27 protein-coding genes are annotated in these 26,137 nt (G+C 70.1%); 8 read left to right on the top strand and 19 right to left on the bottom strand.

The genetic code is table 11. The annotated features are described in order from the left end of the window. Nucleotides 1-11 precede the first annotated feature (11 nt). A complete protein-coding gene (locus AC07FN_RS09735; RefSeq protein ID WP_452612854.1) occupies nucleotides 12-311 on the top strand; it encodes a hypothetical protein in 300 nt (99 codons plus the stop codon). Here the strand turns inward: AC07FN_RS09735 and AC07FN_RS09730 are convergent. The 5 genes from AC07FN_RS09730 to AC07FN_RS09710 form a co-directional block, all read right to left on the bottom strand. Next, nucleotides 259-678, bottom strand: a complete 420-nt coding sequence (locus tag AC07FN_RS09730; protein WP_478395252.1) for a hypothetical protein — start codon at nucleotides 676-678, stop codon at nucleotides 259-261. The genes AC07FN_RS09735 and AC07FN_RS09730 overlap by 53 nt on opposite strands. Next, nucleotides 675-1,430, bottom strand: a complete 756-nt coding sequence (locus AC07FN_RS09725) for an SDR family oxidoreductase (RefSeq protein ID WP_478395251.1) — start codon at nucleotides 1,428-1,430, stop codon at nucleotides 675-677. Before AC07FN_RS09725 ends, AC07FN_RS09730 begins: the two co-directional genes overlap by 4 nt. Before the next feature lie 194 nt (nucleotides 1,431-1,624). Beyond that, nucleotides 1,625-2,773 carry a methyltransferase gene (locus AC07FN_RS09720; RefSeq protein ID WP_478395250.1) on the bottom strand — a complete coding sequence of 383 codons (1,149 nt, stop codon included), beginning with the start codon at nucleotides 2,771-2,773 and terminating at the stop codon, nucleotides 1,625-1,627. A 282-nt stretch (nucleotides 2,774-3,055) separates the two neighbouring features. Further along, on the bottom strand, nucleotides 3,056-4,237 hold the full coding sequence (locus AC07FN_RS09715; protein ID WP_478395249.1) for an MFS transporter: 1,182 nt from the start codon (nucleotides 4,235-4,237) through the stop codon (nucleotides 3,056-3,058). A 73-nt stretch (nucleotides 4,238-4,310) separates the two neighbouring features. Continuing rightward, entirely contained in the window at nucleotides 4,311-4,907 is a 597-nt protein-coding gene (locus tag AC07FN_RS09710) for a TetR/AcrR family transcriptional regulator (protein WP_478395248.1), read from the bottom strand. Between the two features lie 149 nt (nucleotides 4,908-5,056). Between AC07FN_RS09710 and AC07FN_RS09705 the strand changes: the two genes are divergently transcribed. Further along, nucleotides 5,057-5,452 (top strand): hypothetical protein, encoded by a 396-nt coding sequence (locus tag AC07FN_RS09705; protein WP_478395247.1) that lies wholly within the window; start codon nucleotides 5,057-5,059, stop codon nucleotides 5,450-5,452. Nucleotide 5,453: 1 nt separating this feature from the next. Beyond that, the gene (locus AC07FN_RS09700; protein ID WP_478395246.1) at nucleotides 5,454-6,377 is read left to right on the top strand and encodes an NAD-dependent epimerase/dehydratase family protein; all 924 of its coding nucleotides are present in this window, start codon (nucleotides 5,454-5,456) and stop codon (nucleotides 6,375-6,377) included. Nucleotides 6,378-6,456: 79 nt separating this feature from the next. Here AC07FN_RS09700 and AC07FN_RS09695 read toward each other — a convergent pair whose 3' ends face one another. Further along, on the bottom strand, nucleotides 6,457-6,849 hold the full coding sequence (locus AC07FN_RS09695; protein WP_478395245.1) for a cupin domain-containing protein: 393 nt from the start codon (nucleotides 6,847-6,849) through the stop codon (nucleotides 6,457-6,459). A gap of 51 nt (nucleotides 6,850-6,900) precedes the next feature. On the opposite strand from AC07FN_RS09695, the gene AC07FN_RS09690 reads away from it, so the two are divergent. Together AC07FN_RS09690 and AC07FN_RS09685 are read left to right on the top strand one after the other, a co-directional pair. Continuing rightward, nucleotides 6,901-7,899, top strand: a complete 999-nt coding sequence (locus AC07FN_RS09690) for a helix-turn-helix domain-containing protein (RefSeq protein WP_478395244.1) — start codon at nucleotides 6,901-6,903, stop codon at nucleotides 7,897-7,899. Between the two features lie 69 nt (nucleotides 7,900-7,968). Beyond that, nucleotides 7,969-8,397: a hypothetical protein gene (locus AC07FN_RS09685; RefSeq protein ID WP_478395243.1), complete on the top strand. Its 429-nt coding sequence runs from the start codon at nucleotides 7,969-7,971 to the stop codon at nucleotides 8,395-8,397. A 3-nt stretch (nucleotides 8,398-8,400) separates the two neighbouring features. Here the strand turns inward: AC07FN_RS09685 and AC07FN_RS09680 are convergent, their stop codons facing one another. Next, nucleotides 8,401-9,261 (bottom strand): bifunctional 5,10-methylenetetrahydrofolate dehydrogenase/5,10-methenyltetrahydrofolate cyclohydrolase, encoded by an 861-nt coding sequence (locus tag AC07FN_RS09680; protein WP_478395242.1) that lies wholly within the window; start codon nucleotides 9,259-9,261, stop codon nucleotides 8,401-8,403. Nucleotides 9,262-9,487: 226 nt separating this feature from the next. Further along, nucleotides 9,488-9,994, bottom strand: a complete 507-nt coding sequence (locus AC07FN_RS09675; protein ID WP_478395241.1) for a hypothetical protein — start codon at nucleotides 9,992-9,994, stop codon at nucleotides 9,488-9,490. An 83-nt stretch (nucleotides 9,995-10,077) separates the two neighbouring features. Between AC07FN_RS09675 and AC07FN_RS09670 the strand changes: the two genes are divergently transcribed. After that, on the top strand, nucleotides 10,078-10,668 hold the full coding sequence (locus AC07FN_RS09670) for a TetR/AcrR family transcriptional regulator (protein WP_478395240.1): 591 nt from the start codon (nucleotides 10,078-10,080) through the stop codon (nucleotides 10,666-10,668). A gap of 267 nt (nucleotides 10,669-10,935) precedes the next feature. On the opposite strand, the gene AC07FN_RS09665 is transcribed toward AC07FN_RS09670, so the two are convergent. The 3 genes from AC07FN_RS09665 to AC07FN_RS09655 form a co-directional block, all read right to left on the bottom strand. Then, nucleotides 10,936-13,764 carry a vitamin B12-dependent ribonucleotide reductase gene (locus AC07FN_RS09665; RefSeq protein WP_478395239.1) on the bottom strand — a complete coding sequence of 943 codons (2,829 nt, stop codon included), beginning with the start codon at nucleotides 13,762-13,764 and terminating at the stop codon, nucleotides 10,936-10,938. 178 nt (nucleotides 13,765-13,942) lie between these two features. Next, nucleotides 13,943-14,437, bottom strand: a complete 495-nt coding sequence (gene nrdR / locus AC07FN_RS09660; RefSeq protein ID WP_132482893.1) for a transcriptional regulator NrdR — start codon at nucleotides 14,435-14,437, stop codon at nucleotides 13,943-13,945. Nucleotides 14,438-14,826: 389 nt separating this feature from the next. Further along, the gene (locus tag AC07FN_RS09655; protein ID WP_478395238.1) at nucleotides 14,827-15,291 is read right to left on the bottom strand and encodes a LysM peptidoglycan-binding domain-containing protein; all 465 of its coding nucleotides are present in this window, start codon (nucleotides 15,289-15,291) and stop codon (nucleotides 14,827-14,829) included. Nucleotides 15,292-15,520: 229 nt separating this feature from the next. Here AC07FN_RS09655 and lexA point away from each other — a divergent pair, with 229 nt between their 5' ends. Further along, the gene (gene lexA, locus AC07FN_RS09650; protein WP_478395237.1) at nucleotides 15,521-16,246 is read left to right on the top strand and encodes a transcriptional repressor LexA; all 726 of its coding nucleotides are present in this window, start codon (nucleotides 15,521-15,523) and stop codon (nucleotides 16,244-16,246) included. A gap of 152 nt (nucleotides 16,247-16,398) precedes the next feature. Here the strand turns inward: lexA and AC07FN_RS09645 are convergent, their stop codons facing one another. From AC07FN_RS09645 to AC07FN_RS09625, 5 genes are all read right to left on the bottom strand, one after another. Next, nucleotides 16,399-17,454 (bottom strand): hypothetical protein, encoded by a 1,056-nt coding sequence (locus AC07FN_RS09645; protein ID WP_478395236.1) that lies wholly within the window; start codon nucleotides 17,452-17,454, stop codon nucleotides 16,399-16,401. Further along, the gene (hflX, locus tag AC07FN_RS09640) at nucleotides 17,451-18,818 is read right to left on the bottom strand and encodes a GTPase HflX (RefSeq protein WP_478395335.1); all 1,368 of its coding nucleotides are present in this window, start codon (nucleotides 18,816-18,818) and stop codon (nucleotides 17,451-17,453) included. Before hflX ends, AC07FN_RS09645 begins: the two co-directional genes overlap by 4 nt. A 183-nt stretch (nucleotides 18,819-19,001) precedes the next feature. Further along, on the bottom strand, nucleotides 19,002-19,844 hold the full coding sequence (gene dapF / locus AC07FN_RS09635; protein WP_478395235.1) for a diaminopimelate epimerase: 843 nt from the start codon (nucleotides 19,842-19,844) through the stop codon (nucleotides 19,002-19,004). Between the two features lie 9 nt (nucleotides 19,845-19,853). After that, nucleotides 19,854-20,801: a tRNA (adenosine(37)-N6)-dimethylallyltransferase MiaA gene (gene miaA / locus AC07FN_RS09630; RefSeq protein ID WP_478395234.1), complete on the bottom strand. Its 948-nt coding sequence runs from the start codon at nucleotides 20,799-20,801 to the stop codon at nucleotides 19,854-19,856. A gap of 120 nt (nucleotides 20,802-20,921) precedes the next feature. Then, nucleotides 20,922-21,626, bottom strand: coding sequence for a class III extradiol ring-cleavage dioxygenase family protein (locus AC07FN_RS09625; RefSeq protein WP_478395233.1), 705 nt, complete (start codon nucleotides 21,624-21,626; stop codon nucleotides 20,922-20,924). Nucleotides 21,627-21,978: 352 nt separating this feature from the next. On the opposite strand from AC07FN_RS09625, the gene AC07FN_RS09620 reads away from it, so the two are divergent. Next, nucleotides 21,979-23,304, top strand: a complete 1,326-nt coding sequence (locus tag AC07FN_RS09620) for a DUF349 domain-containing protein (RefSeq protein WP_478395232.1) — start codon at nucleotides 21,979-21,981, stop codon at nucleotides 23,302-23,304. A gap of 17 nt (nucleotides 23,305-23,321) precedes the next feature. Here AC07FN_RS09620 and AC07FN_RS09615 read toward each other — a convergent pair whose 3' ends face one another. The 3 genes from AC07FN_RS09615 to miaB form a co-directional block, all read right to left on the bottom strand. Next, nucleotides 23,322-24,041, bottom strand: coding sequence for a tyrosine-protein phosphatase (locus tag AC07FN_RS09615; protein ID WP_478395231.1), 720 nt, complete (start codon nucleotides 24,039-24,041; stop codon nucleotides 23,322-23,324). 90 nt (nucleotides 24,042-24,131) lie between these two features. Next, nucleotides 24,132-24,608 (bottom strand): Rv2732c family membrane protein, encoded by a 477-nt coding sequence (locus AC07FN_RS09610; protein WP_452612878.1) that lies wholly within the window; start codon nucleotides 24,606-24,608, stop codon nucleotides 24,132-24,134. Beyond that, nucleotides 24,596-26,071, bottom strand: a complete 1,476-nt coding sequence (miaB, locus tag AC07FN_RS09605) for a tRNA (N6-isopentenyl adenosine(37)-C2)-methylthiotransferase MiaB (protein WP_268951807.1) — start codon at nucleotides 26,069-26,071, stop codon at nucleotides 24,596-24,598. Before miaB ends, AC07FN_RS09610 begins: the two co-directional genes overlap by 13 nt. Between the last annotated feature and the right edge of the window lie 66 nt (nucleotides 26,072-26,137).

Raw genomic sequence — 26,137 nt, 5'->3', positions numbered from 1 at the left:
GAGGAGCGAGTATGTCCATTCCGTCCAGCCTGTTGACCTCGGCCGGATTGATCGGCGGCTTCGCGGTCGCCCGCGCGACCAAGCACCGGCACTGGGGCGGCGTGGTGGCCGCGGGCGCCGGCCTGGGCGCGATGGAGCTGTGCCGCCGCCGGACCGGAGTGGCGCCGGCCCTCGCGCTGGGCGCCACCTACACGGCGGCACTGGCCGGCTCGCACCCGCTGGCCAAGAAGGTCGGTGCCTGGCCGTCGGTGTTCGCGGTCACCGGTGCGACAGCCGTCGCCGCTCACCTGCTGGCAAAGCGCCGCGGGTGAGCACCAGCAGCACCACCGGGATCGTCGCGTTCACGCCGAGCGCCACCACCAGCAACATCCCCGCGGTGTGCGGCGGATGCGCGGCGTGGAACGCCAGGTGCGGAACCGCCCAGACGAGGTTCGACGTCAGCGCGACGTAGACCAGTGTCCGTTCCAGGAGCACCGCACTCGTGCCGAGTACCACGGCCATGGCGAGGTTCATCGCGCCGAAATCGCGGAAGAGGTGCTCGTTGAACGGCGGGTAGTCGCCCACCGTCGGTACCCGGCCGTAGAACGAGTGCGGGAAGAGCAACGTCCAGGAACCCACTGTGACGTGCACGAACGTCAGGAAGATCAAGCCTGCCCGCAGCCAGGCGCGCGCCGTCACCGCCCGGCCAGGAAGTCGTCGAAGGTGATGCGGCCGACGGCGTTGTCCGCAGCGAGGTGACCGCCTCGGCGGTAGGCGTCGAACGCCGCGACCGGCAACCTCACCGGCAGCAGGATTCGGCGGCGCCCGGTCGAAGCCAGGTAGGCCCGGGTCAGGTCGCGATGACTGCGGACCTCCGGCCCGCCCATGTCCGCTACCCGGCCGGCCGGTGCCCCGGCCGCGAGCTCTGCCAGGCGCTCTGCGACGTCGCGGACGTCGATGGGTTGGAAGTTCACCCCGGCGAGCGCCGCGACCACCGGGGACCGGCGCTGCGCCGAAGTGATGCGGGCGATCAGGTCGTGGAACTGGGTGGTCCGCAGGATCGTCCACGGCAGCCCCGAGTTCGTCACCCGCTCTTCCGCTTCGAGCTTGGCGCGGTAGTACGGGATCGGCACCTGGTCCACGCCGACGATCGAGATGTAGACCAGGTGCGGGACCTCGTTGCGGCGCGCGGCGTCGATCAGGCATTGGGTGGCCGCCACGTCCTTGCGCCCCAGCGTGGTGGCGCAGTGCACGATCGCGTCCACATCGGAGGTCGCCGCGTCGATGCCCGCTCCCGTGCGCAGATCCCCGGTCGCCCACCCGTGCTGGACGTTCGCGGGGCGCGGACCGCGGCTGAGCACCCGCACTTCGTGCCCGGCGTCGAGCAGCTGCCGCACCACTGCCCTGCCCAACGTGCCAGTCCCACCTGTCACCAGGATCGGCTTCTGCATTTACCCGTCCTTCCTGAGCTGGTCACCGGTAGGACGAGGCGGCCCTGCCGGATGTGACAGGTCATCCGCCCGGCGAGGGTGCCACGGCTGCAGCACCCTCGCCGGAACCGACGCGGTCCGCACCGAATCGCCGCTCCCGCCAGCGCACGAAAGCTACGGCGAACACCGCGTGCAGCAAGACGACTGACCCGAGGCTACGTCCGGATGGTGTCGTCCCCAACCGGCGCGAGCCGCCACAACGTCGTGACTTCGGCGGCTCGGGCGGCGTGCAGCGGATCGGTGGGATCCCCAGCCTTCGGATGGCTCGGCCGGGCTTCCGATCTCCCGACGACGCGGAGCCCGGCCCCGCTGATGGCCGTGAGCAGTTCGTCTCGGGTGCGCAATCCGAGGCGTTCGGCGAGATCCGAGAGGATCAGCCAAGCCTCGCCGCCAGGTTTCAGATGTCCCGGCACCCCGGCGAGGAATTCCAGGAGCATCCGGCCTCCCGGGTCGTAAACGGCGTGGTCGAGCAGCGAATGGGGTTTCGCCGGCAGCCACGGCGGGTTGCACACGACCAGTTCCGCGTGCCCGGGCGGGAACAGGTCGGCCTGCACCGGCTCGATCCGCCCGGCGAGACCCAGCCGCCCGACGTTGTCCTCGGCGCACCGGACCGCTCGCGCCGAGGTGTCCGTGGCCACGACGCGTTCGACGCCGCGGCGGGCGAGCACCGCCGCCAGCACACCCGTCCCGGTGCCGATGTCGAAGGCGAGTTCCGCCGGGGGCATCGGGCTTCCGGCGACCAGGTCCACGTACTCACTTCTGGTGGGGGCGAAAACGCCGTAGTGCGGGTGGATTCGCGCGCCGAGCGCCGGGACCGGAACGCCCTTCCGGCGCCATTCGCTAGCCCCGATCACGCCGAGCAGCTCCCGCAGCGGGACCACGTACGGGGTGTCCGCCGGGCCGTACGCCTCCTGGCACGCCGTCCGGACATCCGGCGCGCGCCGCAGGTTCAGCGCATGACCGGGATCGAGCCGCACCAGAACCAGCGCCAGCGCGCGTGCTCGGCGCGCCTGCTGCTGTCGATGCAGCCGGAACGACTCGGCAGCGGACGAGCCGCCTCGCAGATTCCGCTGGAGGCGGCGAGACACGGCGCTGAGCAGTTGGCGCGCGTTGTGGAAGTCGCCGTGCCACAGCAAGCCCGTTCCTCGCGAGACCAACCGGTGCGCCTCGTTCGCGGACATCCGGTCATCCGCGTCGACGATCCGTGCCGGTGGGCGCGAACCGTTCGCCGAAAGCCAGCGGAGGACACCGCTTTCGGAAACGACGTGCTGCGGGCGCGCAGCACTGCCAGGGGAAAGATTCATGAACCGCTCCTGCTGATGCGGCCGAGCGCAGGTCAGCGACCTGCGAAAGGTGAGAAGTGGACGGCTTGCGCCCCGGCACCCGGCGAGCAACAGCGGAGTCGCTGGATCAGCACGAACATCCCGGCCAAGGGGCACGGGCACGTCGGTCGGCCGGTCGGGGCAGCAGCCCGTAACTAATCGACCACAGCAGCATGAACGGGTGTCATCACGCCACGGAGTCTAGCCGGACGGCATGAGCGGCAGTGGCTCGCCAGGGCGGCCACCGCCACTCACGACTGCGGGCTACTGGCTCGCGAGGCTCGGCTCCGCGGCAGGTTGCGCCGCGGGCCGCCGCCGGCGGGCGAGGTCGGGCAGGAGCGTGACGATGCCGAGCGCGGCCAGGCCCGCGCCCAGCCAGAGCGGCGCTCGCAGGCCGAATCCGTCGATGACCAGACCGCCGATCCAGGACCCGGTGATCACGCCGAACGTGATGAAGGACGAGTGCACCGTGTTGACCAGCGGCCGCGCGTTGCCGGTGCGCTGCACTCGGGTGATCATCGCTGGGTTCATGGTGACCCCGACCAGGCCGATGCCGAGCATGAAGACGACCGCGGGCACGCTGAGGTGCGCCAGCAGCGCGAAGCCGATGAGGAAGCCCGCGTTCAGGACCAGCCCGCCGAGCAGGACCGGGATCGTGTACCGGTCGGCGAGGCGTCCGACGATCGTGTTGCCGACCACCGTGGCGGCGCCGTAGGCGACGAGCAGCAGCGGGACGGCGCCGGTGCTGAACCCGGTGACCTGGGTGAGGATCGGGTTGAAGTAGCTGAAGGCGGCGAAGGTGGCGCCGATGATGAGCGTGCTGGTGGTCAGCACCAGCCACAGCTTCGGCTTGCGGAACGCGACGATCTCCTGCCGGAAGTACCCCTCATCGCCGGCTAGCCCCAGCTTCGGCACGCCGAGCGCGGTGCACAGCGCGGCGATGACGGCGAGCGCGGCGATGGCCCAGAACGCCGCCCGCCAGCCGAACCGCTCACCGACCAATGTGGACAGCGGCATGCCCAGCAAGGTGCCGAGCATCAGGCCGTTCATCACGACCGCGATGGCCCGACCGCGCACCTCCGGGCGGGTCAGCTGCGCGCTGAGCGAGATGGCGATCCCGAAGAACGCCTGGGAAGCCACACCGGTCACGATGCGGGCCACCAGCATGAGGCTGTAGCCGGTGGCGGTGGCCGCTAGCAGGTTGCCTGCGAGGAAGATCGCGAACAGGGCCAGCAGCGCGAGTTTCGGGCTCATCTTCAGCAGCGCGACGGTCAGGAACGGCCCGCCGAAGGCCATCGCCGCCGCGAAGGCCGTGATGAGGTAGCCGATCTGCGGGATGGTGGCCGAAAGCCCCTCGGCCATCTGCGGCATCAGCCCGGCGACCACGAATTCGCTGGTCACCATGGCGAAGATGCCGAGGGCGAGTATGTACACGGCGCGTGGCATGACGCTCTCCAGATTTTAGATTGATCAGTTCAAAACTTGGGCACAAAAAGTCATGCGGTGGGCGAACGCGATTTCAGCGGACCAACGCGTCCATGGCGGTTTCGGCGATGGACTCGAGTACGGCCCGATCGGCACCCGCCTGCCCGGCGATCCGCATGCCGCCGATCACCGCGTTGACGAAGCGGGCCAGCGAATCGACATCACGCGCGGACGCGATCCCACCATCCCGCTGCCCCGCCTCGATCACGGCCCGCAGGGCGGCCAGCCGCGCCTCGTTGTCGCGATCGAGCAGCTTCGCAGCCTCCGGATCGCGCCCGGCGAGCTCAACGGTGGAGTTGACCGTCAGGCAGCCGAAGCTGCGCCCGTCGCGGCGGTTCTCCAGCTCGGTGTCGACGATCACGGCGAGCAGCGCGCGGATGCGATCCACCTCGGATCGCCCGGAATCCTCCAGGATCGCGAGCTGAACGGTCGAGGTCGTGTTGATGTAGCGGGCCAGCGCGCGCATGAACAGGTCGTGCTTGCTGCTGAAGGTGTTGTAGATGCTGCTGCGCCCGAGACCGGTCGCCTCGCACAGGTCCTGCGTGGAGGTGGCCTCGTAGCCATTCGCCCAGAAGGTGCGCATCGCCGCTTCCAGCGCCCGCTCCTCGTCGAACAACCTCGGTCGTGCCATGCGGCGACCCTACCAATTTTTGGAACGCGCTGTCCAATATCGGTCGGCTGGACACCCGGTCCGCTCGACGAGAGGCCCTGTCACATCCGCCCGGCCGGTCTCGTCTGTTGCACGAACGCCGGATTTCACCCGACCCGGGAGGGCAGCAGATGAGAACCCGCAGACACGCCTTCATCACGACGGTCACCGTCCTGGGAGCGGCCATGATGGTGATCCTCGGCGCCTGGTGCCGCTTCGCGCCCGCGAGCTTCGCGCAGTGGGCCAACTGGCCGAACCACGAGCACTTCCTCCACGACGCCGGGGTCTTCCAGATCGGCATCGGTCTGATGATGCTCGCCGCGCTGTGGTGGCGCGACGTCCTCGCCGTCGTGCTGGCGGGTTTCGCGCTCACCAACATCCTGCACGCGATCAACCACATGCTCGACACGGACGGCGGCCACCCGTCCGACGGGTGGTCCCTGCTGGCCGTTTCGGCCATCGCCGCGGTCGCGCTCGCGGCCCGGGTGCGCAGCCTGCGCCGCTCGACGACCAGAACGGAGATCTGACATGAGAATCGTGCTCGCCGGCGCAACGGCGACGATCAGCTCCGAGCTGCTCCCCCTACTTCTCTCCGCGGGCCATACCGTGCTCGGACTCACCCGCACGACTAGCGGAGCCGAACGCCTGCGCGCCGCCGGGGTCCAACCCGTGGTCGCCGACGTGATGGATGCGGACGCGCTGCTCACCGCCCTCGACGGGCGAACCGCCGACGCGGTGATCCACCAGGCCACGGCGATCACCCGCACGCCGACGTTCCACCGCGATCTCTACGCCACCGATGCACTGCGGGAGGAAGGCACACGCAACCTGCTGCGCGCGGCGAAGAACCTGGGCGCAACCCGTTTCATCACGCAGTCGTTCTTCCTCGGCTACGGCTGGCGCGACCACGGCCCGGCCCGCCTCACCGAAGAACACCCGTACGGGCAGCCCGGTCGCGGCGCATTCGACCGCCACCTGCGATCGCTCCGGTCCAATGAGGACCAGGTGCTCGGCACGGCGGGCATCGACGGCATCGCGCTGCGCTACGGCTTGTTCTACGGGCCCGAGCGGTCCACCCTCTCGATGATGGACATGGCCCGGCGGCGCCGGCTTCCGGTGCCCCGCCCGGCGGGGACCATGCACCTCATCCACATCGCCGACGCGGCCTCCGCGACGGTCGCCGCGCTCGAACGCGGCCGCGCCGGCCAGGCGTACAACATCGTCGACGACGAGCCCGTCGGCATGGACGACTACCTCGACGCCGTGGCGGCCGCCGTCGGCGCACCCGCTCCGCGGCGGATTCCCGGCTGGCTGCTGCGCGTCACCCCTTACCTGCATGCCCTGCTGGTCCGCACGCACATCCGGCTGGACAACGGCAAGGCCAAGCGCGAGCTGGGCTGGGCGCCCCAGTTCCCGACGTACCGGGAAGGCCTGCGGTCGGTAACCGCCTGACCCGAGCCGCCCTCCGCTTGACGGGGGATTCGCGTGAGCCGGAACCAACCGGCGCGGGCCTCGGCTGCGCGATCACTGGTCAGGCGAGCGCGTGTCCGGTGGTCGCCGTGATGTGGTCGGGGATCCGGTCGTGCCGGTCGCCGACGTTCGACGTCCCGGTCGGCTCGAACATCAGGATGGACGCACCGCCGGTCGAGAACGGGCGGTGCTCGACGCCGCGGGGGACGACGAAGACCGATCCTCGGGGCAGGGTGACGACGCGCTCGCCGTCGGCGTCACGCAGCCCGATGCCCAGTTCTCCTTCTAGGACGAGGAAGAACTCGTCGGTGTTGTCATGGCTGTGCCAAACGAACTCGCCGGCCACCTTGGCGATCCGGACGTCGTAGTCGTTGACCTGCGTGACGATCCTGGGGCTCCACAGGGCATCGAAGGCCCCCAGCGCGGCCTGCAGGTCGATCGGTTCATCACTCACGACGCGATCCTGTCCGGCGACGAGTCGTCGCGGGAGTGCTAGGAATTGCACATGCCGCAAGAATCCTCGCACCGGGTTGCCGTGATCGTCGACGAGGGCTCGAACCCGTTCGAGCTGGGTGTGGCCACGGAACTGTTCGGATTGCGCCGACCCGAGCTGGACCGGCCGTGGTACGAGTGCACGCTTTGCGCGGCCGAACCGGCGGTGCGCATGCACCGCGGGCTGTTCACGATGTCCGGGGTGGCCACCCTGGAAGCGGTCGAGGAGGCCGGCACCGTGATCGTCCCGAACAGGCCCGATCCCGAGGTGGCACCGGCACCTGCGGTGCTGCAGGCCATCCGGCGGGCCGCCGAGCGGGGCGCCCGGTTGGTGAGTTTCTGCACTGGGACCTTCGCATTGGCCGCAGCAGGCGTTCTCGACGGTCGCCGGGCGACGACGCACTGGCGGTGGGCTGAGTTGTTCGCCGCCCGCTACCCGGCGGTCCGGCTGGAGCCGGATGTTCTGTACGTGGACGACGGCGATGTCCTGACCGCCGCGGGCAGCGCTGCCGCGCTGGACCTCGGCCTGCACCTCATCCGCCGCGACCACGGCGCCGAGATCGCGAATGCGGTGAGCCGCCGACTGGTGTTCGCCGCGCACCGCGATGGCGGACAGCAGCAGTTCATCGAACGGCCGGTCGCGGCCGTGCCGGACGCATCCCTGGGCCCGGTGCTGGCCTGGGCGCAGCGACGGCTCGACCAGCCGATGGCGGTGGCCGACCTGGCCGAGCGAGCCGCGGTGAGCCCGGCGACGCTGCACCGCAGGTTCCAGGTCGAGTTGGGAACCACGCCGCTGCAATGGCTCACCTCCGAGCGCGTGGCGCTGGCCTGCCGGTTGATCGAGCGCGGCGAGCTCCGGATCGACCGCGTGGCCGCAGCGAGCGGGTTGGGGACGGCAGCCAACCTGCGCGCCCAGATGCGTCGCCGGACCGGCCTCACGCCCACTACGTACCGCCGGAAGTTCGGTCTCACCACGCCAACCGGCGGAGAACCCCCGGCAACGAACAAATGACGAGCGGTAGCCCCGTGCCCCGCGCTACCGTCGAGTGCACTGCCAACCGCTGCCCGTCCTGGAGAACCCGTGCCGCCTGAAAGCCTCTTCGAGATCCAAATCGGCTTCTACGCGACCGAAGAAGACACAGCGCGGCTCACCGAAGGATGGACCCGGCTGCTGGACGGCCGCGCAGTGCCGTACCAGCTCTCCGTTGCGCGACAGGAGAACTCGGCGTCCATGCCGCTCGCCGAGTTCTACGAGGACCTTCCCCGGCAATGGGGGTTCGGGCACCCTGAAGCCGACACCGGATCCCGGCGCATCCACCAGATCCGGGTCGGCCTGCTCACCTCCCGTCCCCAGATGGACGTCCTCCGGGACGAGCTCACCCGCGTCATCTGCCCGGATCCCGAGCACAACTCGCCCTGCGCGGTGCCGTGGGAATCCGGATACACCGACAGCGAGGAGAGCCCGGACACGGCCGAAGACCTGAACGAGCGGTACGGGCACCTTCGCTGAACGTCAGAGAAGCCCCGCCTGCCGGAAGGCTGCCTCGACGGTCTGCTCCATCAGGAGCGCGATCGTCATCGGCCCCACTCCGCCAGGGACTGGGGTGAGCAGTCCCGCCCGGGTACCGGCCTCGTCGAACGCCACGTCCCCGGCGTGGCCTTCGTTGTAGCCCGCATCGACCACGACCGCGCCGGGCTTGAGCCATTCGCCCCGCACGAACTCCGGCTTTCCCACCGCGGCGACGACGATGTCAGCGGTCCGCACGATGGACGGCAGATCGCCGGTCTTCGAATGGCAGACCGTGACGGTGGCATCGCGCGCCAGCAACAACATGGCCATCGGCTTCCCCAGGATGGGACTGCGCCCGATCACGACGGCATGCTTGCCACTCGGATCCACGCTGTGGGCATCGAGGAGACGCATGATCCCCGCCGGCGTGCACGAAGCGAAGCCGTGGCGGCCGAACGCCATCGCGGCGAACGACGACGAGCCGACGCCGTCGACGTCCTTGCCGACCGGGATGGCGTCGAACGCCGCGCGCTCGTCGATGTGCCCGGGAACCGGGTGCTGGAGCAGAATCCCGTGCACAGCAGGATCACCGGCCAACTCGGTGATCACGGCGACCAACGCTTCCGTCGTGGTGGAAGCCGGCAGGGGAACGTGCCGCGACCCGATGTCGAGCTTCGCGCACCGGTTCCGCTTCATCCGCACGTAAGTCGCCGATGCCGGATCATCGCCGACCAGAACGGTCGCCAGACAAGGCTTTTCGCCCGTCTGCTGCTCGAATCGCGCTGCGCGCTCGGCGGCGCGAGCCATGATCTCGCGTGCCGGTTCGGTACCGGACATCAGGGGGACATCGAGGGTTTCGGCCACGTTCGCTCCTCGGGCGTCGGTCTTCCGATGGCACCCAGGCGCGCGGCTGCGAGCCGGCGATCAGCCGGCCCGGGCCGTTCCCCGGTGGTGCTCCACCCGAACGCCAGTCACGACCCACCCCAGCATAGAGGTGGTGGGAGAACGGGTTCGCGGGCCGTGACCGCCTGCCGATTTCGCGCGAAATCGCCCATCGAGAGCCTTCGGGTGGGCTCTCTGAAACGACTCCTCATCCCCTGGTCTTGTGGATGACGGTGGGCCGCGCGGCGCGGGAGAGCAGATAGCGAAGGGTCCAGCGGTGGACAAGAATCAGCGTCGGCCAGAGGATTCGAGCGGCCCTGCGTTGGTGCTCGACGAAGGTCGCCAGAACGATCGAGGAGGATTGCGCGCGCAACACCAGGCTCGCCCGCAATCCGAGCTTCCAGAAGACCTCCAGGCGAATCCAGTCCGGGTGGTTCTCGCCGATCTGCCAACCCAGGACGTGCGCTGGGGATCCCGACGGGCCGAGTTGCGCTCCGAACAGCGACCAGCCGATCCGGAGGAAGGCGCGGACGGGCACCGGGGCCGATTCGAAAACCTCCCGGATCCAGCGTTCGGCGTTCCGAGGAACCTCTTCGCCGGTCTCGACGACGAACGCGTCCTGGTAGTCGGGGTTCAGCAGTGAGGCACGCGATCTGACGTCGCCGGGGACGGCGATCGCCTTCGCCCTGCCGCTCGCTGTTTCGGTACCGGTCACCGCACCCGCCTTACTAGACACATGTCTCGTAATGAGATGAGCGTACGACCCGTACGAGACACGCGTCAATTAGTGTTTCCGGCATGGGAGCACGACGACGACTGCCACCGGACCAGCGCCGCGGCGAACTGCTCGAAATCGGCGCGCGACTGTTCGCGACGCGGCCCTACGACGACGTGCTGATGGAGGAGGTAGCGGAGCTGGCCGGGATTTCCCGGGCCAACCTGTACCGCTACTTCGCGAGCAAACGAGACCTGTTCGCCGCGATCTACCAGCGCGCAGCCGACGAACTGCTGGACGCGGCGAAGGTCGACCCTGCCCGCCCGATGACCGAACAGGTGTCGGCCGGCCTGGACGCGCACATCGACTATTTCATCGCGAACCGGCAGACCGTGCTGGCCGCGAACCGGACGTTGTCGGGCGACCCGGTGATCCAGGCGATCATCGCCGACGAGATGGGGCAGCTCCGGCAACGCATCCTCAACTCGGCCGAACTCAGCGGCCTGAGCCGCGAGGTCGCATCGGCCGCGCTGCACGCGTGGCTGGTGTTCGTCCGCGCGATCTGCGTGGAATGGCTGGCGAATGAGGCGTTTTCCCGCGCAGAACTGCGGGAGACGTGCCTCGGCGCGCTGCAGGGCGCGTTGAGTTCGGCCGCTGCAGCACGTCGAGGCTGATCAAGAGAAGGCGGAACGGTCACCGCGGCCAGCGGTATCCGCGCGACCTCGGTGGTCGTGCACGGGGCGATCGCACCGAAATCGCCTGGCCCGCAACGCCCGTCCAGCGTGAGAGCCAGGTTCGCGGTCACCTTGCGGCCGGTCGAGCCCACTCCCCCACGCACGTGGAAGGGGAGCCGGCCGATTCGGCCGACTCCCCTTCCAGCAGCACCTTCACGCCTTGGCTTCAGGTGCCCGATGTTGTGCTATTCGCGATGAATCCCGGCCTCAGCTGCAGCCGGAGGTCGAACCGCAGCCCTCGCAGAGGTAGCAGGAGCCCGACGGACGCATCTTGGTGCCGCAGGTCATGCACAGCGGCGCGTCCGCGGCCTTGCCCAGGCGCAGCTCCAGCAGCTCGGTCGAGCTGCCCGCCCGCTGCTCCTCGGACTTCGACTCCGCGGACTTCTTCGAGTAGTCCACAGTGGAACGCATCGTGTCCAGCTCGACGGCCGCGTCCTGCCCGGCCGGCGCCACATCGGTGCCGTTGACCTGCGCCTCCCGCTCGTCGACGGTGAAGACGCCCAGCTGGGCCCGCTTCTCGTAGGGCAGGTAGTCCAGCGCGAGCCGGCGGAACAGGTAGTCCAGCACGCTGCTGGCCATCCGGATGTCCGGGTCGTCGGTCATCCCGGCCGGCTCGAAGCGCAGGTTCTGGAACTTCGAGACGTAGAACTCCAGCGGGATGCCGTACTGCAGACCCACCGAGATCGACATCGAGAAGGCGTCCATGACACCGGCCAGCGTCGAACCCTGCTTGCCCAGCTTGACGAAGATCTCGCCCAGCCCGTCGTCCGGGTACGAACCGGCGTGCAGGTAGCCCTCGGCGCCGCCGACGGTGAACGACACCGTCTGGCTCGGGCGCTTCTTCGGCAGGCGCTTGCGGACCGGGCGGTACTCGATCTGCTTCTCGACCGCCTTCTCCGACTCGCCCTTGTCGCCCTTCCCCGCCGACAGCGGCTGGCCGACCTTGCAGTTGTCGCGGTAGATCGCCAGCGCCTTCAGGCCCAGCTTCCAGCCCTCGAAGTACAGCTGCTCGACCTCTTCGATGGTCGCCGACTCCGGCATGTTCACCGTCTTGGAGATCGCGCCGGAGATGAACGGCTGCACCGCGGCCATCATCCGCACGTGGCCCATCGGCGCGATCGAGCGCTCGCCCATCGCGCAGTCGAAGACCTCGTAGTGCTCCTGCCGCAGGCCCGGCGCGTCGACCACGTGGCCGTGCTCGGCGATGTACTCGACGATGGCCTCGATCTGCTCGTCCTGGTAGCTCAGCGCCTGCAGCGCGCGCGGCACCGTCTGGTTGACGATCTGCATGGAGCCGCCGCCGACCAGCTTCTTGAACTTGACCAGCGCCAGGTCCGGCTCGATGCCGGTGGTGTCGCAGTCCATCATCAGGCCGATGGTTCCGGTCGGGGCCAGCACGGAGGCCTGCGCGTTGCGCCAGCCGTTGCGGGCACCGACTTCCAGGCCCTCCTGCCACACCTTCGTCGCCAGCTTGTGCACGGCGGCGTCGTTGCGGTGGTAGGTGCGGACCAGGTCGTTGGCCGCCGCGTGCTTGCGCATCACGCGCTGGTGGGCCTCGGCGTTGCGGGCGTAACCGTCGTACGGGCCGACCACGCCGGCCAGCTCCGCCGACCGCTTGTACGCGGTGCCGGTCATCAGCGAGGTGATCGCCGCCGCCAGCGCGCGGCCGCCGTCGGAGTCGTAGGCGTGGCCGGTCGCCATCAGCAGCGCGCCCAGGTTGGCGTAGCCGATGCCCAGCTGCCGGAACTTGCGGGTGGTGTCGCCGATCGCCTCGGTCGGGAAGTCCGCGAAGCAGATCGAGATGTCCATCGCGGTGATGACGAACTCGACGGCCTTCTCGAACAGCTCGGCGTCGAAGGTCAGGTCATCACGCAGGAACTTCAGCAGGTTCAGCGAGGCCAGGTTGCAGCTGGAGTTGTCCAGGTGCATGTACTCCGAGCACGGGTTGGACGCGGTGATCCGGCCCGTCTCCGGCGAGGTGTGCCAGTCGTTGATCGTGTCGTCGTACTGGATGCCCGGGTCCGCGCAGTCCCAGGCGGCCTTCGCCATCTTGTGGAACAGGTCGCGGGCCTGCACCGTGTCCAGCACCTCGCCGGTCATCCGGGCCCGCAGGCCGAACCGGCCGTCGCTCTCCACCGCGCGCATGAACTCGTCGGAGACGCGCACCGAGTTGTTGGCGTTCTGGTACTGCACCGAGTTGGAGTCCGCGCCGCCGAGGTCCATGTCGAAACCGGCGTCGCGCAGCGCGCGGATCTTGTGCTCCTCGCGCGCCTTGGTCTCGATGAACTCCTCGATGTCCGGGTGGTCGACGTCCAGGACCACCATCTTCGCCGCGCGGCGGGTCGCACCGCCGGACTTGATGGTGCCCGCGGACGCGTCCGCACCGCGCATGAACGACACCGGGCCGGACGCGGTGCCGCCGGAGGACAGCAGCTCCCGCGAGGAGCGGATGCGGGACAGGTTCAGGCCCGCGCCCGAACCGCCCTTGAAGATCAGGCCCTCTTCCTTGTACCAGTCGAGGATCGACTCCATCGTGTCGTCGACGGACAGGATGAAGCAGGCCGACACCTGCTGCCGGGAGTTGGTGCCGACGTTGAACCACACCGGCGAGTTGAAGCTGAACACCTGGTGCATGAGCATCCAGGTCAGCTCGTGCTCGAAGATCTCGGCGTCGGCGTCGGTCGCGAAGTAACCGTGCTCGACGCCCGCCGCGACGTAGGTCAGCACGACGCGGTCGATGAGCTGCCGGAGGCTGCTCTCCCGCTCGTCGCTGCCCACCGCGCCGCGGAAGTACTTGCTGGTGACGATGTTGACGGCGTTCAGCGACCAGAAGTCGGGGAACTCGACCCCGCGCTGTTCGAAGTTGACCGACCCGTCCCGCCAGTTGGTCATCACCACATCGCGGCGCTCCCACTTGACCTCGTCGTAGGGGTGCACCCCCTCCGTGGTGTAGACGCGCTGCACCCGGATGCCCTCGCGGGCACCTGTTGCCGACTCCCCCGATGCGCCGGCCGGGCTACCGACGGTCTCTGTCATGACCTGACCCTCTTCCTTCTTGATCGCGCGCGTGTCGCTCGCTCGTCGTGCTTCGTCGGCCCCGTCCGGGCTCCCCGTCCGGTTCGGTCGTGCCTCAATCCTCAGCGGCGCCCCACCCTGGGCCGCCGGCTGACGCTTTGCGTTTCCGCCCCCTCGGCGGGGCGTCCGCCGACGCGGCTTACTCACGGCCGGTCTCCGCGTTCTGCTCCGCACCGGCCTGCGCGGCGCGGCGCGCCGCGCGGAGGTCGGCGATCTCCTTCTCGAAGTCCTCCACCGAGGAGTACGCCCGGTACACGCTCGCGAACCGCAGGTAGGCGACCTCGTCCAGCTCCCGCAGCGGCCCCAGGATCGCCAGCCCCACCTCGTGGCTGGGCAGCTCGGAGACCCCGAGGGACCGGACCGTGTCCTCCACCTGGTGCGCGAGCTGCTGCAGCGCGTCCTCTTCGACGGGGCGCCCCTGGCAGGCGCGCCGCACGCCGCGGACCACTTTCTCGCGGCTGAAGGGCTCGGTGACGCCGGAACGCTTGACCACCGAAAGCACCAGCTCCTCGATGGTCGTGAACCGCCGACCACACGTCGAGCACGATCGCCTGCGCCGGATCGCCTGGCCTTCCTCGACCTCGCGCGAATCGACGACCCGGGAGTCCTCGCCGCGACAGAACGGGCACCGCACCGGCCCTCACCCCCCTTCCCCAGCTTGGCCGCGACCACACCTCGGCGACCGTCGACCAACTCACCGTCCGTGGGCGCTCGAACACCCTACAAGCCCAACCTATGGACTAAATACACGGACGTAACTACTAGATGTTGTGGTCGACTCTAATCCGCGGCGTACCGCGACGCAAACTCGACACGCCCTCTCGGCGCGCCCGGCCGACGCCGCTCAACACCGACCGCGAGAACCCGCTGGTCGCCGCCGAAGCCGCGACTCCGGACCCCCGGACACCGGGCCGCAACCAGCCGCCATCACACCGACGCCCACCCGACGACGACCACCCGGCGGTGCCCGGCAGTCGATCGATCACCAGCCGACGCCACCCCCGGCACCGACCCGGACACCGATCAATCGCCGACCGGGACCACCAGCAGGCGGCCCGCCTCCAGGGCGGCCTCGTCCAGCCCGTTGAGCTCGACGATCTTCGCGACCACGGCGCGCGGGTCGCTGTCCGGCGCCACCCGGCCCGCGATCCCCCACAACGTGTCCCCGGCGTGCACTTCGACGACCGCGTCGCCGCCCGCCACCGGCGCGTCGCCGAGCCCGAAGAACCCCACCAGCATGACAATGAGGAAAGTGAAGATCGCCACCGAGGTCAGCCAAAGCCACTCGCCGTTCCGGCGAGCCCGGCCGCACGCCGCGACGGGCTCCTCGGCCGGCGCATCCGGCGCGCGGAAGACGACGCGACCGGGCGCCCGCCGGACGCCGTGGCGCGGTCGCGGCGCCGCGACCGACTCGCCCACCTGCCGCCGGTCGGCGACCTCCCGCTCGACGGGACGCGCCCGCCTCGCCGCATCGATGAACGTGGTCATGACGCCTCCCGCACCTGAATTCATGATCGAATGAATGTTCGATCGAACCTGCGTGCGATTGTGTACCACGAGCACACCGCAAGGCGAGACTTAAGGCCCAAAATTAACTCGAACAGGTGTTTGATCTCTGGGTTTCTCGCGTCTACTGTGGAAATCGGGCGGACCGACACTCCCCCCGCGATCAGCACCGCAGTTCACACGGAGCAGTTCACACGGACAGGAGGCAGCGGTGGCGAGGAATGCGACCGGCTCGATCAAGGGCCGCGTACAGGACGTCAAGGACGACGACTCCCGGGCCGACGTGAACACCCTGCCCGAGCAGCCCAGCGGGACCGACGAGCTCAGCGACCGCCAGCTGAAGGTGCTGGAGGCCATTAGGAAGTGGATGCGCGAGCACGGGTATCCGCCAAGCGTCCGCGAGATCGGCGACGCCGTCGGGCTCACCTCGACGTCCTCGGTGGCGTACCAGCTCCGCGTGCTGGAGCGAAAGGGCTACCTGCGCCGAGACCCGCACCGACCACGCACCGTCGGCGTGCTCGTCGGCGGCGAGCCCGACTCCCCCGAGATGGCCGGGCAGGCCAAGCCCGCGTACGTGCCGGTGGTGGGCCGGATCGCGGCCGGCGGCCCGATCCTGGCGGAGGAGTCCATCGAGGACGTCTTCCCGCTGCCGAAGGAGATCGTCGGAGACGGCACGCTCTTCCTGCTCAAGGTCGTCGGTGACTCGATGGTGGACCTCGCCATCACCGACGGCGACTGGGTCGCCGTGCGCCAGCAGCCCGACGCGGACAACGGCGACGTCGTGGCCGCGATGATCGAAGGCGAAGCGACCGTGAAGACGTTCAAGCGAACCGACGACCACGTGTGGCTGATGCCGCACAACCCGGCTTACGAGCCGATCCTCGGCGATGACGCGGCGATCCTGGGCAAGGTCGTCGCGGTGCTGCGACGCCTCTGAGCTTCAGGCAACCGGCGCCCCCACCGGACGCTCGCTGCGGGATTCCCGGGCTCGGCATGAGCCGGGGAATCCCGCAGCGGCGACGGCGAGTGCACTCCGGTGGTCACCCCGCAATTGATGGAAACCCGTGAAGGCCGCTCGGGTCGGCGGTTCTAGCGGGCGCGGCGGCGCAGCCGACGGGTCACGAAGATGAGCAGTCCGGACAGCGCGGCCGCGAGGAACAGGGCCTGCCCCGTCGACATCCCGGTACCGCCCGGGGCGGTCGGCGGCTGGGCCTGGTCCACGTCGCCGCCCGGCGGTGGAGCCGCAGTGTCTTCGCCCTGCGCACCGGACGTTCGCGCGGCCGCCGCGACTCCGGGGATGTGGCGGACCGGCTGGTTTCCTTCGGACCCGGACAGCAATGCACCGTCCGGTTCCCAAGCGATCGCCTCGCCCTGCTGCTCGTTCGGCAACGGGATGCGCAGTGGTTCGCGGTGGAACGCCGCGACCAGGTCGCCGTCCGGCGCGTTGTACACGTACGCCTCGGTGTAGGTGCGGATGGCGACCAGCGTGCCGTCGTGGCTCACGGACCCACCCGTCACCAGCACCGAACCGAACGCGCCGCGCACCGGACCGCCCGGGGTTTGGGTGGAGCGCAGCGAGATCGAACCGACCCGCTCCAACGGAGCGGTGCGGTCCGCCGCCAAGGGAGCGCTCGGGCGGTAGACCCCGGCAGTACCGAGCGGTTCCTTCGTGACGATGTGCGGCACGCCGGCCCGGTCGAGCAGCAGCGCTTCCGCGTCGTGCGGCCCGTCCGGGTAGGTGAGGTGGTAAAGCGTCGCGTCGCCGCCCGGCGGCATCACGTGCAATCCGATGTTGTCCCGGCGGCGGCGGTTGTCCCCGGTGTCGGCCAGCCAGAGCGATCCGTCGGGCCCCAGCGCGAGGTCTTCGACGTCGTACGGATCGTTGGAGGCCGTCCGGACTCCGCGGACCGAGCAATCGGTCGGGTCGAGCACGAACACCCGCAGCGAGCTGCCGCCATCGCTGATGGCGTACCAGGCGGAGCCGTCCGACGCGAGACCGGACAGCTCGGCTAGGCGCTTGTCCCCGACACGGCACTTCCCGACCGGTGCGAGCGGTTGCTCCGCGGCGGCGGCCGGAACCACTCCCGACGCCACCGACAGCAGCAGCGCGGCGACAGCCGCACCACCCGCACCGGCAGTGCTCACCCGATTCCCACGAACGGCTGGAGCGCGCTGGCCAGGTCCGGCCGGACCTTCGCGCGGATCCTGGTGCCCTCCGGGGTGTGCTCCTCGTCAACCACTTCGCCGTCCGCGTGCACTCGCGCGACGAGTTCGCCGCGGGTGTACGGCACCAGCGCGTCGACGAAGACGTCAGGTCGGGGCAGCCGCTCGGCGATGGCCTCGCGCAGCTCCTCGATGCCCTTGCCGCTTCGCGCGGAGACGAACGCCGCGGCGGGCAACAGCCGCCGAAGCTCGGCCATCCGGGTGGCGTCGACCGAGTCGATCTTGTTGACGACCAGCAGTTCCGGCGGCATCGCCGTCTCGTGGTCCTCGGAGATCTCGTTCAGCACCTCGCGCACCGCGGCGACCTGCTCGTGCGGCGAGGCCTCGGAGCCATCCACGACGTGCACCAGCAGGTCCGCACCGCCGACCTCTTCGAGGGTCGAGCGGAACGCTTCGACCAGCTGGTGGGGCAAGTGCCGGACGAAACCGACCGTGTCGGTCAGCGTGTATTCGCGGCCGTCCGGCGTGCCCGCCCTGCGGGTCGTCGGGTCCAGGGTGGCGAACAGCGCGTCCTCCACCAGCACCCCGGCGCCCGTCAACGCGTTGAGCAGGCTGGACTTCCCGGCGTTGGTGTAGCCGGCGATGGCCACGCTGGGGACCTCGTTGGATTCGCGGCGACCGCGCTTGGTGCCGCGCACCGTGCGCATGGCGGCGAGTTCCTTGCGGAGCTTGGCGATGCGCTTGTGGATGCGCCGCCGGTCGGTCTCCAGCTTGGTCTCACCGGGACCACGGGTGCCGACGCCGCCGTTCGCCCCCGCCCGGCCACCGGCCTGCCGGGACATCGCCTCACCCCAACCGCGCAGGCGCGGCAGGAAGTACTGGAGCTGGGCGAGCTCGACTTGCGCCTTGCCCTCCTTGGACCGGGCGTGCTGGGCGAAGATGTCCAGGATCAGGGCGGTCCGGTCGACCACCTTGACCTTGAGCTTCTCCTCCAGCTGCCGCAGCTGGCCGGGCGAGAGCTCGCCGTCGCAGATGACGGTGTCCGCCCCGGTCGCGACGACGATGTCGCGTAGCTCGCGGACCTTGCCGGAGCCGACATAGGTGCCGGGGTCCGGGCGGTCGCGACGCTGGATGATGCCTTCCAGCACCTGCGAGCCCGCGGTCTCGGCGAGCCGCGCAAGCTCGTCCAGCGACGCGTCGGCGTGCGCCGCGTCGCCGTCGGTCCAGACTCCGACCAGCACCACGCGTTCCAGGCGGAGCTGGCGGTATTCGACCTCGGTGATGTCCGCGAGCTCGGTGGACAGCCCGGCGATCCGCCGCAGCGACGCACGGTCTGCGCGCTCCATCTCGCCCGTGGACGGTTCTGCAGTGAGGATGGGGTCGTATTCGTCGGGTTCGACCGCATCGCGGTCGGGCTCGGCGGACCAGGTCAGGGAATTTTTCATATCAAAACCATTGTCCCACGGTCCGCGACCGATTTTCACGTGTCGCGCCCGCCATTACCCGTTTGCACTGTTGTGACGCCCACCTTACGGCCGCTGCCACCAGGTGGGATCGAGGTTCCCGCGCGCCACCAGCACGGCGGGGCCGGTGAGCGTGGAGGTCGTCGCGGTGACCTCCACCTCGACGGTACCGCCCGGGACGTGGACCACCCGGCGCCCGGTTTCCGCGCCGGCCGCGCGCAGGGCCGCGACCGTGGCGGCGACCGTGCCGGTGCCGCAGGAGCGGGTTTCGCCGACCCCGCGCTCGTGCACGCGCATCTGGATGTGGTCGCCCTCGAGCGGCCGGACGAACTCGACGTTCACGCCGTGCGGGAAGAGGTGGCGGTCGTGCGGCGGCGCCGTCTTCAGGTCGAGCTCGGCGAGGTCCACGTCGCCCACGCAGGCCAGGTGCGGGTTGCCGACGTCCACCGCGACTCCCGCGAAGGAGTGGCCGGAGGCACTGGTGGTGGACTCGCCGAAGACCTTGGCCGGGCCCATGTCGACCGTGACCCGGCCGTCGTCGTGGATCCGGACCGGTCGAACGCCCGCGCGCGTGCCCACCGGCAGCTCACCGGGGGCGGCCAGCCCGGCGTCGACGAGGTAGCGGGCGAACACCCGCACGCCGTTGCCGCACATCTCGGCGATCGAGCCGTCGGCGTTGCGGTAATCCATGAACCACACGTCGGCCGGCACGTCGGCTGGGGCGTCCTCCAGCGCACCTGCGCGGATCACCCGCAGGACGCCGTCCGCACCCAGTCCTCGGTGCGGGTCGCACAGCGCCTGGACCCGCTCGTCGGTGAGGGCGAGCTCGCCGTCCGGGTCGGGCAGGATGACGAAGTCGTTCTGGGTGCCGTGGCCCTTGATGAACTCGGGGCCCTGGGAGGAATGCACGGGTCCAGTCTACTTTCGCCCGGATGGCTCTTGACGCTCAGCCGTGCCCGAGGTCAGCAGCGTTCGGACGTCGGTGGCCAGGGTTGGGACGGCGGCGTCGAACCAGTGGATCCACCCGTCCCGGCGGAACCAGGAGCGCTGCCGCCGGACGAAGCGGCGGGTGAGCTTGGCGGTCTCGGCCGCGGCGGCGGTCATGTCGCCCTCCCCGTCGAGCTCGGCGAGCACCTGCTGGTAGCCGAGCGCGCGGCTGGCGGTGCGGCCTCGCCGGAGTCCGAGCGCTTCCAGCTGCCGGACCTCGTCGACCAGCCCGGCGTCGAACATACTGGTGACGCGCCGGTCGACGCGGTCGTCCAGGTCCTCGACCGGGCGGTCCAGGCCGATCAGCACCGCGCCGTAGCGGGGCGGTCCGGGCTTGGGCAGGTTCGCCGAGAACGGCCGGCCGGTGATCTCGATGACCTCCAGCGCCCGGACGATGCGGCGGCCGTTGCTGGTCAGGATGGCTTCCGCGGCCACCGGGTCGAGCTCCCGCAGCCGCCGGTGCAGCTCGTCCGGGCCGACCCGCGCCAGCTCCTGCTCGTACTTGTCCCGCACCTCGGCGTCCGTGCCGGGGAACGACAGGTCGTCGACGACAGCCTGCACGTAGAGGCCGGAGCCGCCCACCAGCACCGGCGTCCGGCCGCGGGCGAGGACGTCTTCGACGGCGCTGCGCGCCTGCTCCTGGTAAGCCGCCACGGAGGCGGTCTCGGTGACGTCGAGGACGTCCAGCAGGTGGTGCGGGATGCCGCGGCGCTCCGCCTGCGGCAGCTTGGCCGTGCCGATGTCCATCCCGCGGTAGAGCTGCATGGCGTCGGCGTTGATCACCTCGCCGTCGAACGCCGCGGCGAGCTCGATGCCGAGGTCCGACTTGCCGGTGGCGGTGGGACCGACGATCGCCACCAGATGCGAAAGGGACTGCACCCCTCGACCTTAGAAGCGCCTGCCGGGCCTTCCGCACAGCGGTCCGCCCGGCCCCGGACCGGTCGGCCGAGACCCGTGGGTTTTTTGGGGCTCACGGGGGTGACCAGCGGCAACACCCGTTCAGGCCGTGCGGGTCCAGGTCGCCACGTGGTAGGTGACGCCGAACGGGGTGGCCGAGTACAGCAGTTCGCCGCGCCAGGTTCCGCCGGCGGCCTCGACGACGCCGGGCAGGACCTGGAGCGCGGCACGACCCTCGACGCCCAGCTCTGCGCACAGCTCCGGCTCCAGCGCGAGCAGCGCGTTCGTGTCCACATCGGCCAGTGCGGCGCGGATCTGCTCGTCGACCGGCTTCGCGCGCTCGTCCGGTGGGTACGGCGAACGCTCGTCGGAGCGGTTGGTGCCGTCGGCGAGCACTAGGAGGCCGACGTCCTCCGCCGCCAGCTCGGTGCCGAGCCGCAGGCATTCGTCGGCCGGTGTGTCCGGCGCCAGCAGGTGCGTCGTCACCGAGCGCGCTCCCGCTTGCTCGCGCAACAGACCGGCGATCAGCGCATGCAGCGGCAGCCGCGGATCCGGCGTACCGGCGCCGCCGAGCGTGACCTGGACGTCGACGCCGAAGCCCGCGAACGTGCCCGCCACGTCCGGCCCGAGCACCACCGGTCCCGACTGATCTACGCCAACGGCCACCCATTCGGCGGCAGATTCAGTCAGACTGGACACGGCGCGCAGACAGGCGCCCCGCAGGCGAGCGGTTTCCGGGTCGGCCCGCACGGTCAGTTCGGGAACCAGCAACGGCGGGTAGGGCACCACAGCGACACGGGTGATCACACCTGTGCACGGTAGAGGTCACGGGCGAGTTGACTGGAGCAGGGAGTCGCAACCGGCGGCAGGACACGGCGCGGGTTTCCCGCCCCCTGCCCGCTGCGACCGAACAGGTGCCTGATGACAATGAACCCGTGCAGGTCACGCGCCCGGCCCGGTCACCGCGTCGCGCGGCGCGCCGATCCATCGGCGAACCGATTCCGCGACGGAGTACCGATTCGCGCCCTGACCTGTTTGAATGCGCCAGCGGCGGCCGGACCACCGAACGGTTCGGGTCGACGCTTGCTGGGCCCCGCCGATGCGGGGCGCCCGTGCCGGACACGGGCATCGGAGCGGGCACGCAAGGAGGAAGCCGGCCATGACGCACCAGGACACGACCCCCGAGGCAGTCGCCAACAAGGCGGCCGCGGACTCGACCACCAGCACCACCGGGTCACCCACGGCTGCGCCGGCGGTACCGACCGCTTCCGCAGATCCCACCAAGTGGGGGCGGGTGGACGCCGATGGCACGGTGTACGTCCGCACCCCCGAAGGTGAGCGCGCGATCGGTTCCTGGCAAGCCGGTGACGCGGCCGAGGGCCTGGCCCTCTACGCGCGCAAGTTCGACGACCTGCTCACCGAGGTCGAACTGCTGGAAACCCGGCTGGGCACCCACGCCGGCGAGCCGAAGCACACCCTGACCAGCGCGAAGCACCTGCACGAGTCGCTGGCCGAAGCCGCGGTGATCGGCGACCTGGCGGCGTTGACCGCCCGGATCGAGTACCTGCTGGCGCGTGCCGAGCAGGCCGTCGAGGGCGCGAAGCACGAGAAGGAACGCGCCCGGGCGGACGCGATCGCGCGCAAGGAGGCGCTGGTCGTCGAGGCCGAGGAGATCGCCACCGAATCCACGCACTGGAAGAGCGCCGGTGACCGGCTGCGCCAGATCCTCGACGAGTGGAAGAAGGTCCGCGGCGTCGACCGCAAGACCGACGAGCAGCTGTGGCGCCGGTTCTCGAAGGCGCGCGACGCCTTCAGCCGCCGCCGGGGCTCGCACTTCGCCGAGCTCGACCGGCAGCGCGCGGCGTCCAAGGCGCACAAGCAGGAGCTGGTCGAGGAAGCCGAATCGCTGACCGAGTCCACCGACTGGAGCGAGACCGCCAACCGCTACAAGCAGCTGATGGCTGACTGGAAGGCCGCCGGCCGCGCCCCGAAGGACAGCGACGAGGCGCTGTGGCAGCGCTTCCGCGCCGCGCAGGACCGGTTCTTCAGCCGCCGCTCGGAGGCGTTCTCCGAACGCGACGCCGAATTCGCCGCGAACGCCAAGCTGAAGGAAGAGCTGCTCGTCGAGGCCGACCAGATCGATCCGTCCGCCGACCTCAAGGCCGCGCAGGCCCACCTGCAGCGGGTCCAGGAGCGTTGGGACGAGATCGGCAAGGTGCCGCGGGAGCGGATGCGGGAGCTGGAAGGCAAGCTGCGCACGGTCGCCGACCGGGTGCGGTCGGCAGCCGACGCGCAGTGGCGGCGCACCGACCCGGAGGCGCAGGCCCGCGTCGACCAGTTCCGCGACCGGGTGGAGCAGTTCGAGGCGCAGGCCGAGAAGGCCCGCACAGCGGGCGACGAACGCCGTGCGAAGCAGGCGGAGGCGCAGGCCGCGCAGTGGCGCGAGTGGCTGGAGGCTGCGGAGCAGGCGATCGCCAGCCGGTAGGCGTTTCGCTCGCGCCGTCAGGCGGGCGGCGCGAGCAGCCTCGCCCGGAGGGCGTCTAGGTCGGCGTCGGCGCAGCCGCCGGCGCGCAGGTGCCGCTCGGCGTCGAAGGCGTCGAGCGCCGAGTGCAGGACCTCGTGCTTGGTGGTGCCGTGTTCGGCTAGCGCTTCGTCGATGAACGGTTCCTGGTCGGGCTTGCCGAGCCGGTGGAACATCGGTCGCAGCCGGTCGTGGCTGAGCTGGTGGTCGGCGACGATGTCGTCGGCCGCCACCCCCGCGAACGCGAGCAGCACCAGCGCGATGATCCCGGTGCGGTCGCGGCCCGCAGTGCAGTGCACGAGCACCCCGCCGGGTTCGGCGTGCGCGATCGCGCTGACAACCTTGGCCGTGCGGTCCGGGAAGCGGTCGAGGAACGGCCGGTAGTACAGCGGCGTGCCGTGCAGCCGATTGCCCCAGTTCTCCCAGAACTCGGTGTCGTGCACCGGGTTCAGCGGCATCTTCAGGCTGTTCAGCCCCGGTGGCCTCGCCGCGAGCTCGGGCAACGACTCGCCGTCGTCGGTCAGGTCTACGACGGTGCGGACGCCGTGCGCCCACAGCTGCGCCCAGCCTGCTTCGGTCAGGAACGCCGGGCTGGCGGAGCGCACGACTGCGCCCCGACGGATCTTGCTGCCCGCCGCAGCGGGCAGCCCGCCGAGGTCGCGGATGTTGTAGCCGCCGTCCCAGGCGAGGTCTCGTGACATGCCGCCGAGACTACGAGCCGGATCAGACGATCACCGCGGTCCCGGCCGGGAACCTCGGCGAAACCCTCGATCCCGCCTGGAATCGGGAGGTCAGTCGCGGGACCAGACGATCCGCATCCACTGGACCGCCAGGATCGCCATGCAGGCCACCGCGAGCAGCAGGCCGATCGACGGGCTCTCCACGCCGCTGGTCTGACGCGACCAGATCGCGATCACGCCTTCGAAGGTCACCACCACGCCGGCGAGCCCGGCCAGGAACGCGACGATCCACCGCCGGGTGATCAGCGCCAGGGCGCCCAGGCCGATCCCGACGATCGTCGAGTTGATCGCGAACAGCCGCGGCAGCAGGCCGACCTTGAGCGCCGGGTCGGCCTGCCCCATCAGCACCTGCCATCCCGCGGCACCGCCGGCCCACGGCAGCAGCGAGCACAGGATGAGCACGAGCATCACCGACGCGATCACCAGCGCGCGCGAGCCGGGGTCGATGCGGCGCAGGACCTCGCGCTCCGACTTGGTCAGCTCGCGGCGCGACTCGTCCGCGCCTTCCGGCTTGCTCAACACGCACATCCCTGCTGCTCGGCGGGCTGCGGCGGCGGGGTTCCGAACGACGGCAGCCCGAGGCTGACTCCGGAGGTCTTGGGCCGCACGCCCGCCTCCCAGTGGTCGCCGGCGGTGGTTCGCCGGTGTCCGGTGATGTCCGCGTCCGCGACCAGGTGGTGCGGCGCGGCACGGGTGATCGTGGTGTGCACGACGTCGCCGGGCCGGACCTCGCCGTCGATGGCGCCGGTCGGCGTGAAGTGCACCAGGCGCCCGTCGCGGGCCCGGCCGGAGAGCCGGTGGGTCTCCGAGTCCTTGCGGCCCTCGCCCTCGGCGACCAGCAGTTCCACCGGGCGGCCGACGAGCTTCTTGTTCTCGTCCCAGGAGATCTCGTTCTGCAGCTCGATCAGCCGGTCGTAGCGCTGCTGCACGACCTCCTTCGGCAGCTGGTCGGGCATGTCCGCGGCGGGCGTGCCGGGCCGCTTGGAGTACTGGAAGGTGAACGCGCTGGAGAACCGCGCCTGCCGCACGACCTCCAGCGTCTGCTCGAAGTCCTCCTCGGTCTCGCCGGGGAAGCCCACGATGATGTCGGTGGTGATCGCGGCGTCCGGCATCGCCTCGCGCACGTTCCGCACGATGTTCAGGTACCGCTCGGAGCGGTAGGAGCGGCGCATCGCCTTGAGGATCCGGTCCGAACCGGATTGCAACGGCATGTGCAGCTGCGGGCACACGTTCGGCGTCTCGGCCATCGCCTCGATCACGTCGTCGGTGAAGTCGCGCGGGTGCGGCGAGGTGAAGCGGACCCGCTCCAGCCCCTCGATCTCGCCGCAGGAGCGCAGCAGCTTGCCGAACGCGAAGCGGTCTCCGAACTCGACGCCGTAGGCGTTGACGTTCTGGCCCAGGAGCGTCACTTCGAGCACGCCTTCGGACACCAGCGCCTGCACCTCGGCCAGGATCTCGCCGGGGCGGCGGTCCTTCTCCTTGCCGCGCAGCGCGGGCACGATGCAGAACGTGCAGGTGTTGTTGCAGCCGACCGAGACCGACACCCAGCCCGAGTAGGCCGACTCGCGGCGCGCGGGCAGCGTGGACGGGAAGACGTCCAGCGATTCGAGGATCTCGACCTCGGCCTCGTGGTTGTGCCGGGCGCGTTCCAGCAGGGTCGGCAGCGAGCCGAGGTTGTGCGTGCCGAACACGACGTCCACCCACGGGGCCCGCTTGACGATCGTGTCGCGGTCCTTCTGCGCCAGGCAGCCCCCGACGGCGATCTGCATGTCCGGGTTGCGGTCCTTGGCCGGCCGCATGTGACCGAGAGTGCCGTAGAGGCGGTTGTCGGCGTTCTCGCGGACCGCGCAGGTGTTGAACACGACCACGTCAGCCGCATCTGAATCCGCGCGCACGTACCCGGCGTCCTCCAGCATGCCGGCGAGCCGCTCGGAGTCGTGCACGTTCATCTGGCAGCCGAAGGTTCGGATCTCGTAGGTCCTCGTGCTCACCGTTCCACGGTAGCGCCTGGTCAGATCGCAGATTCACCCGCCCGGCGGCCTCGACGCACGCGACGC

It is taken from the genome of Saccharopolyspora sp. NPDC045941 (assembly GCF_056431445.1).
The sequence above is the reverse complement of the archived record's forward strand: the minus strand, read 5'-3'. Positions and strand labels throughout refer to the sequence as shown.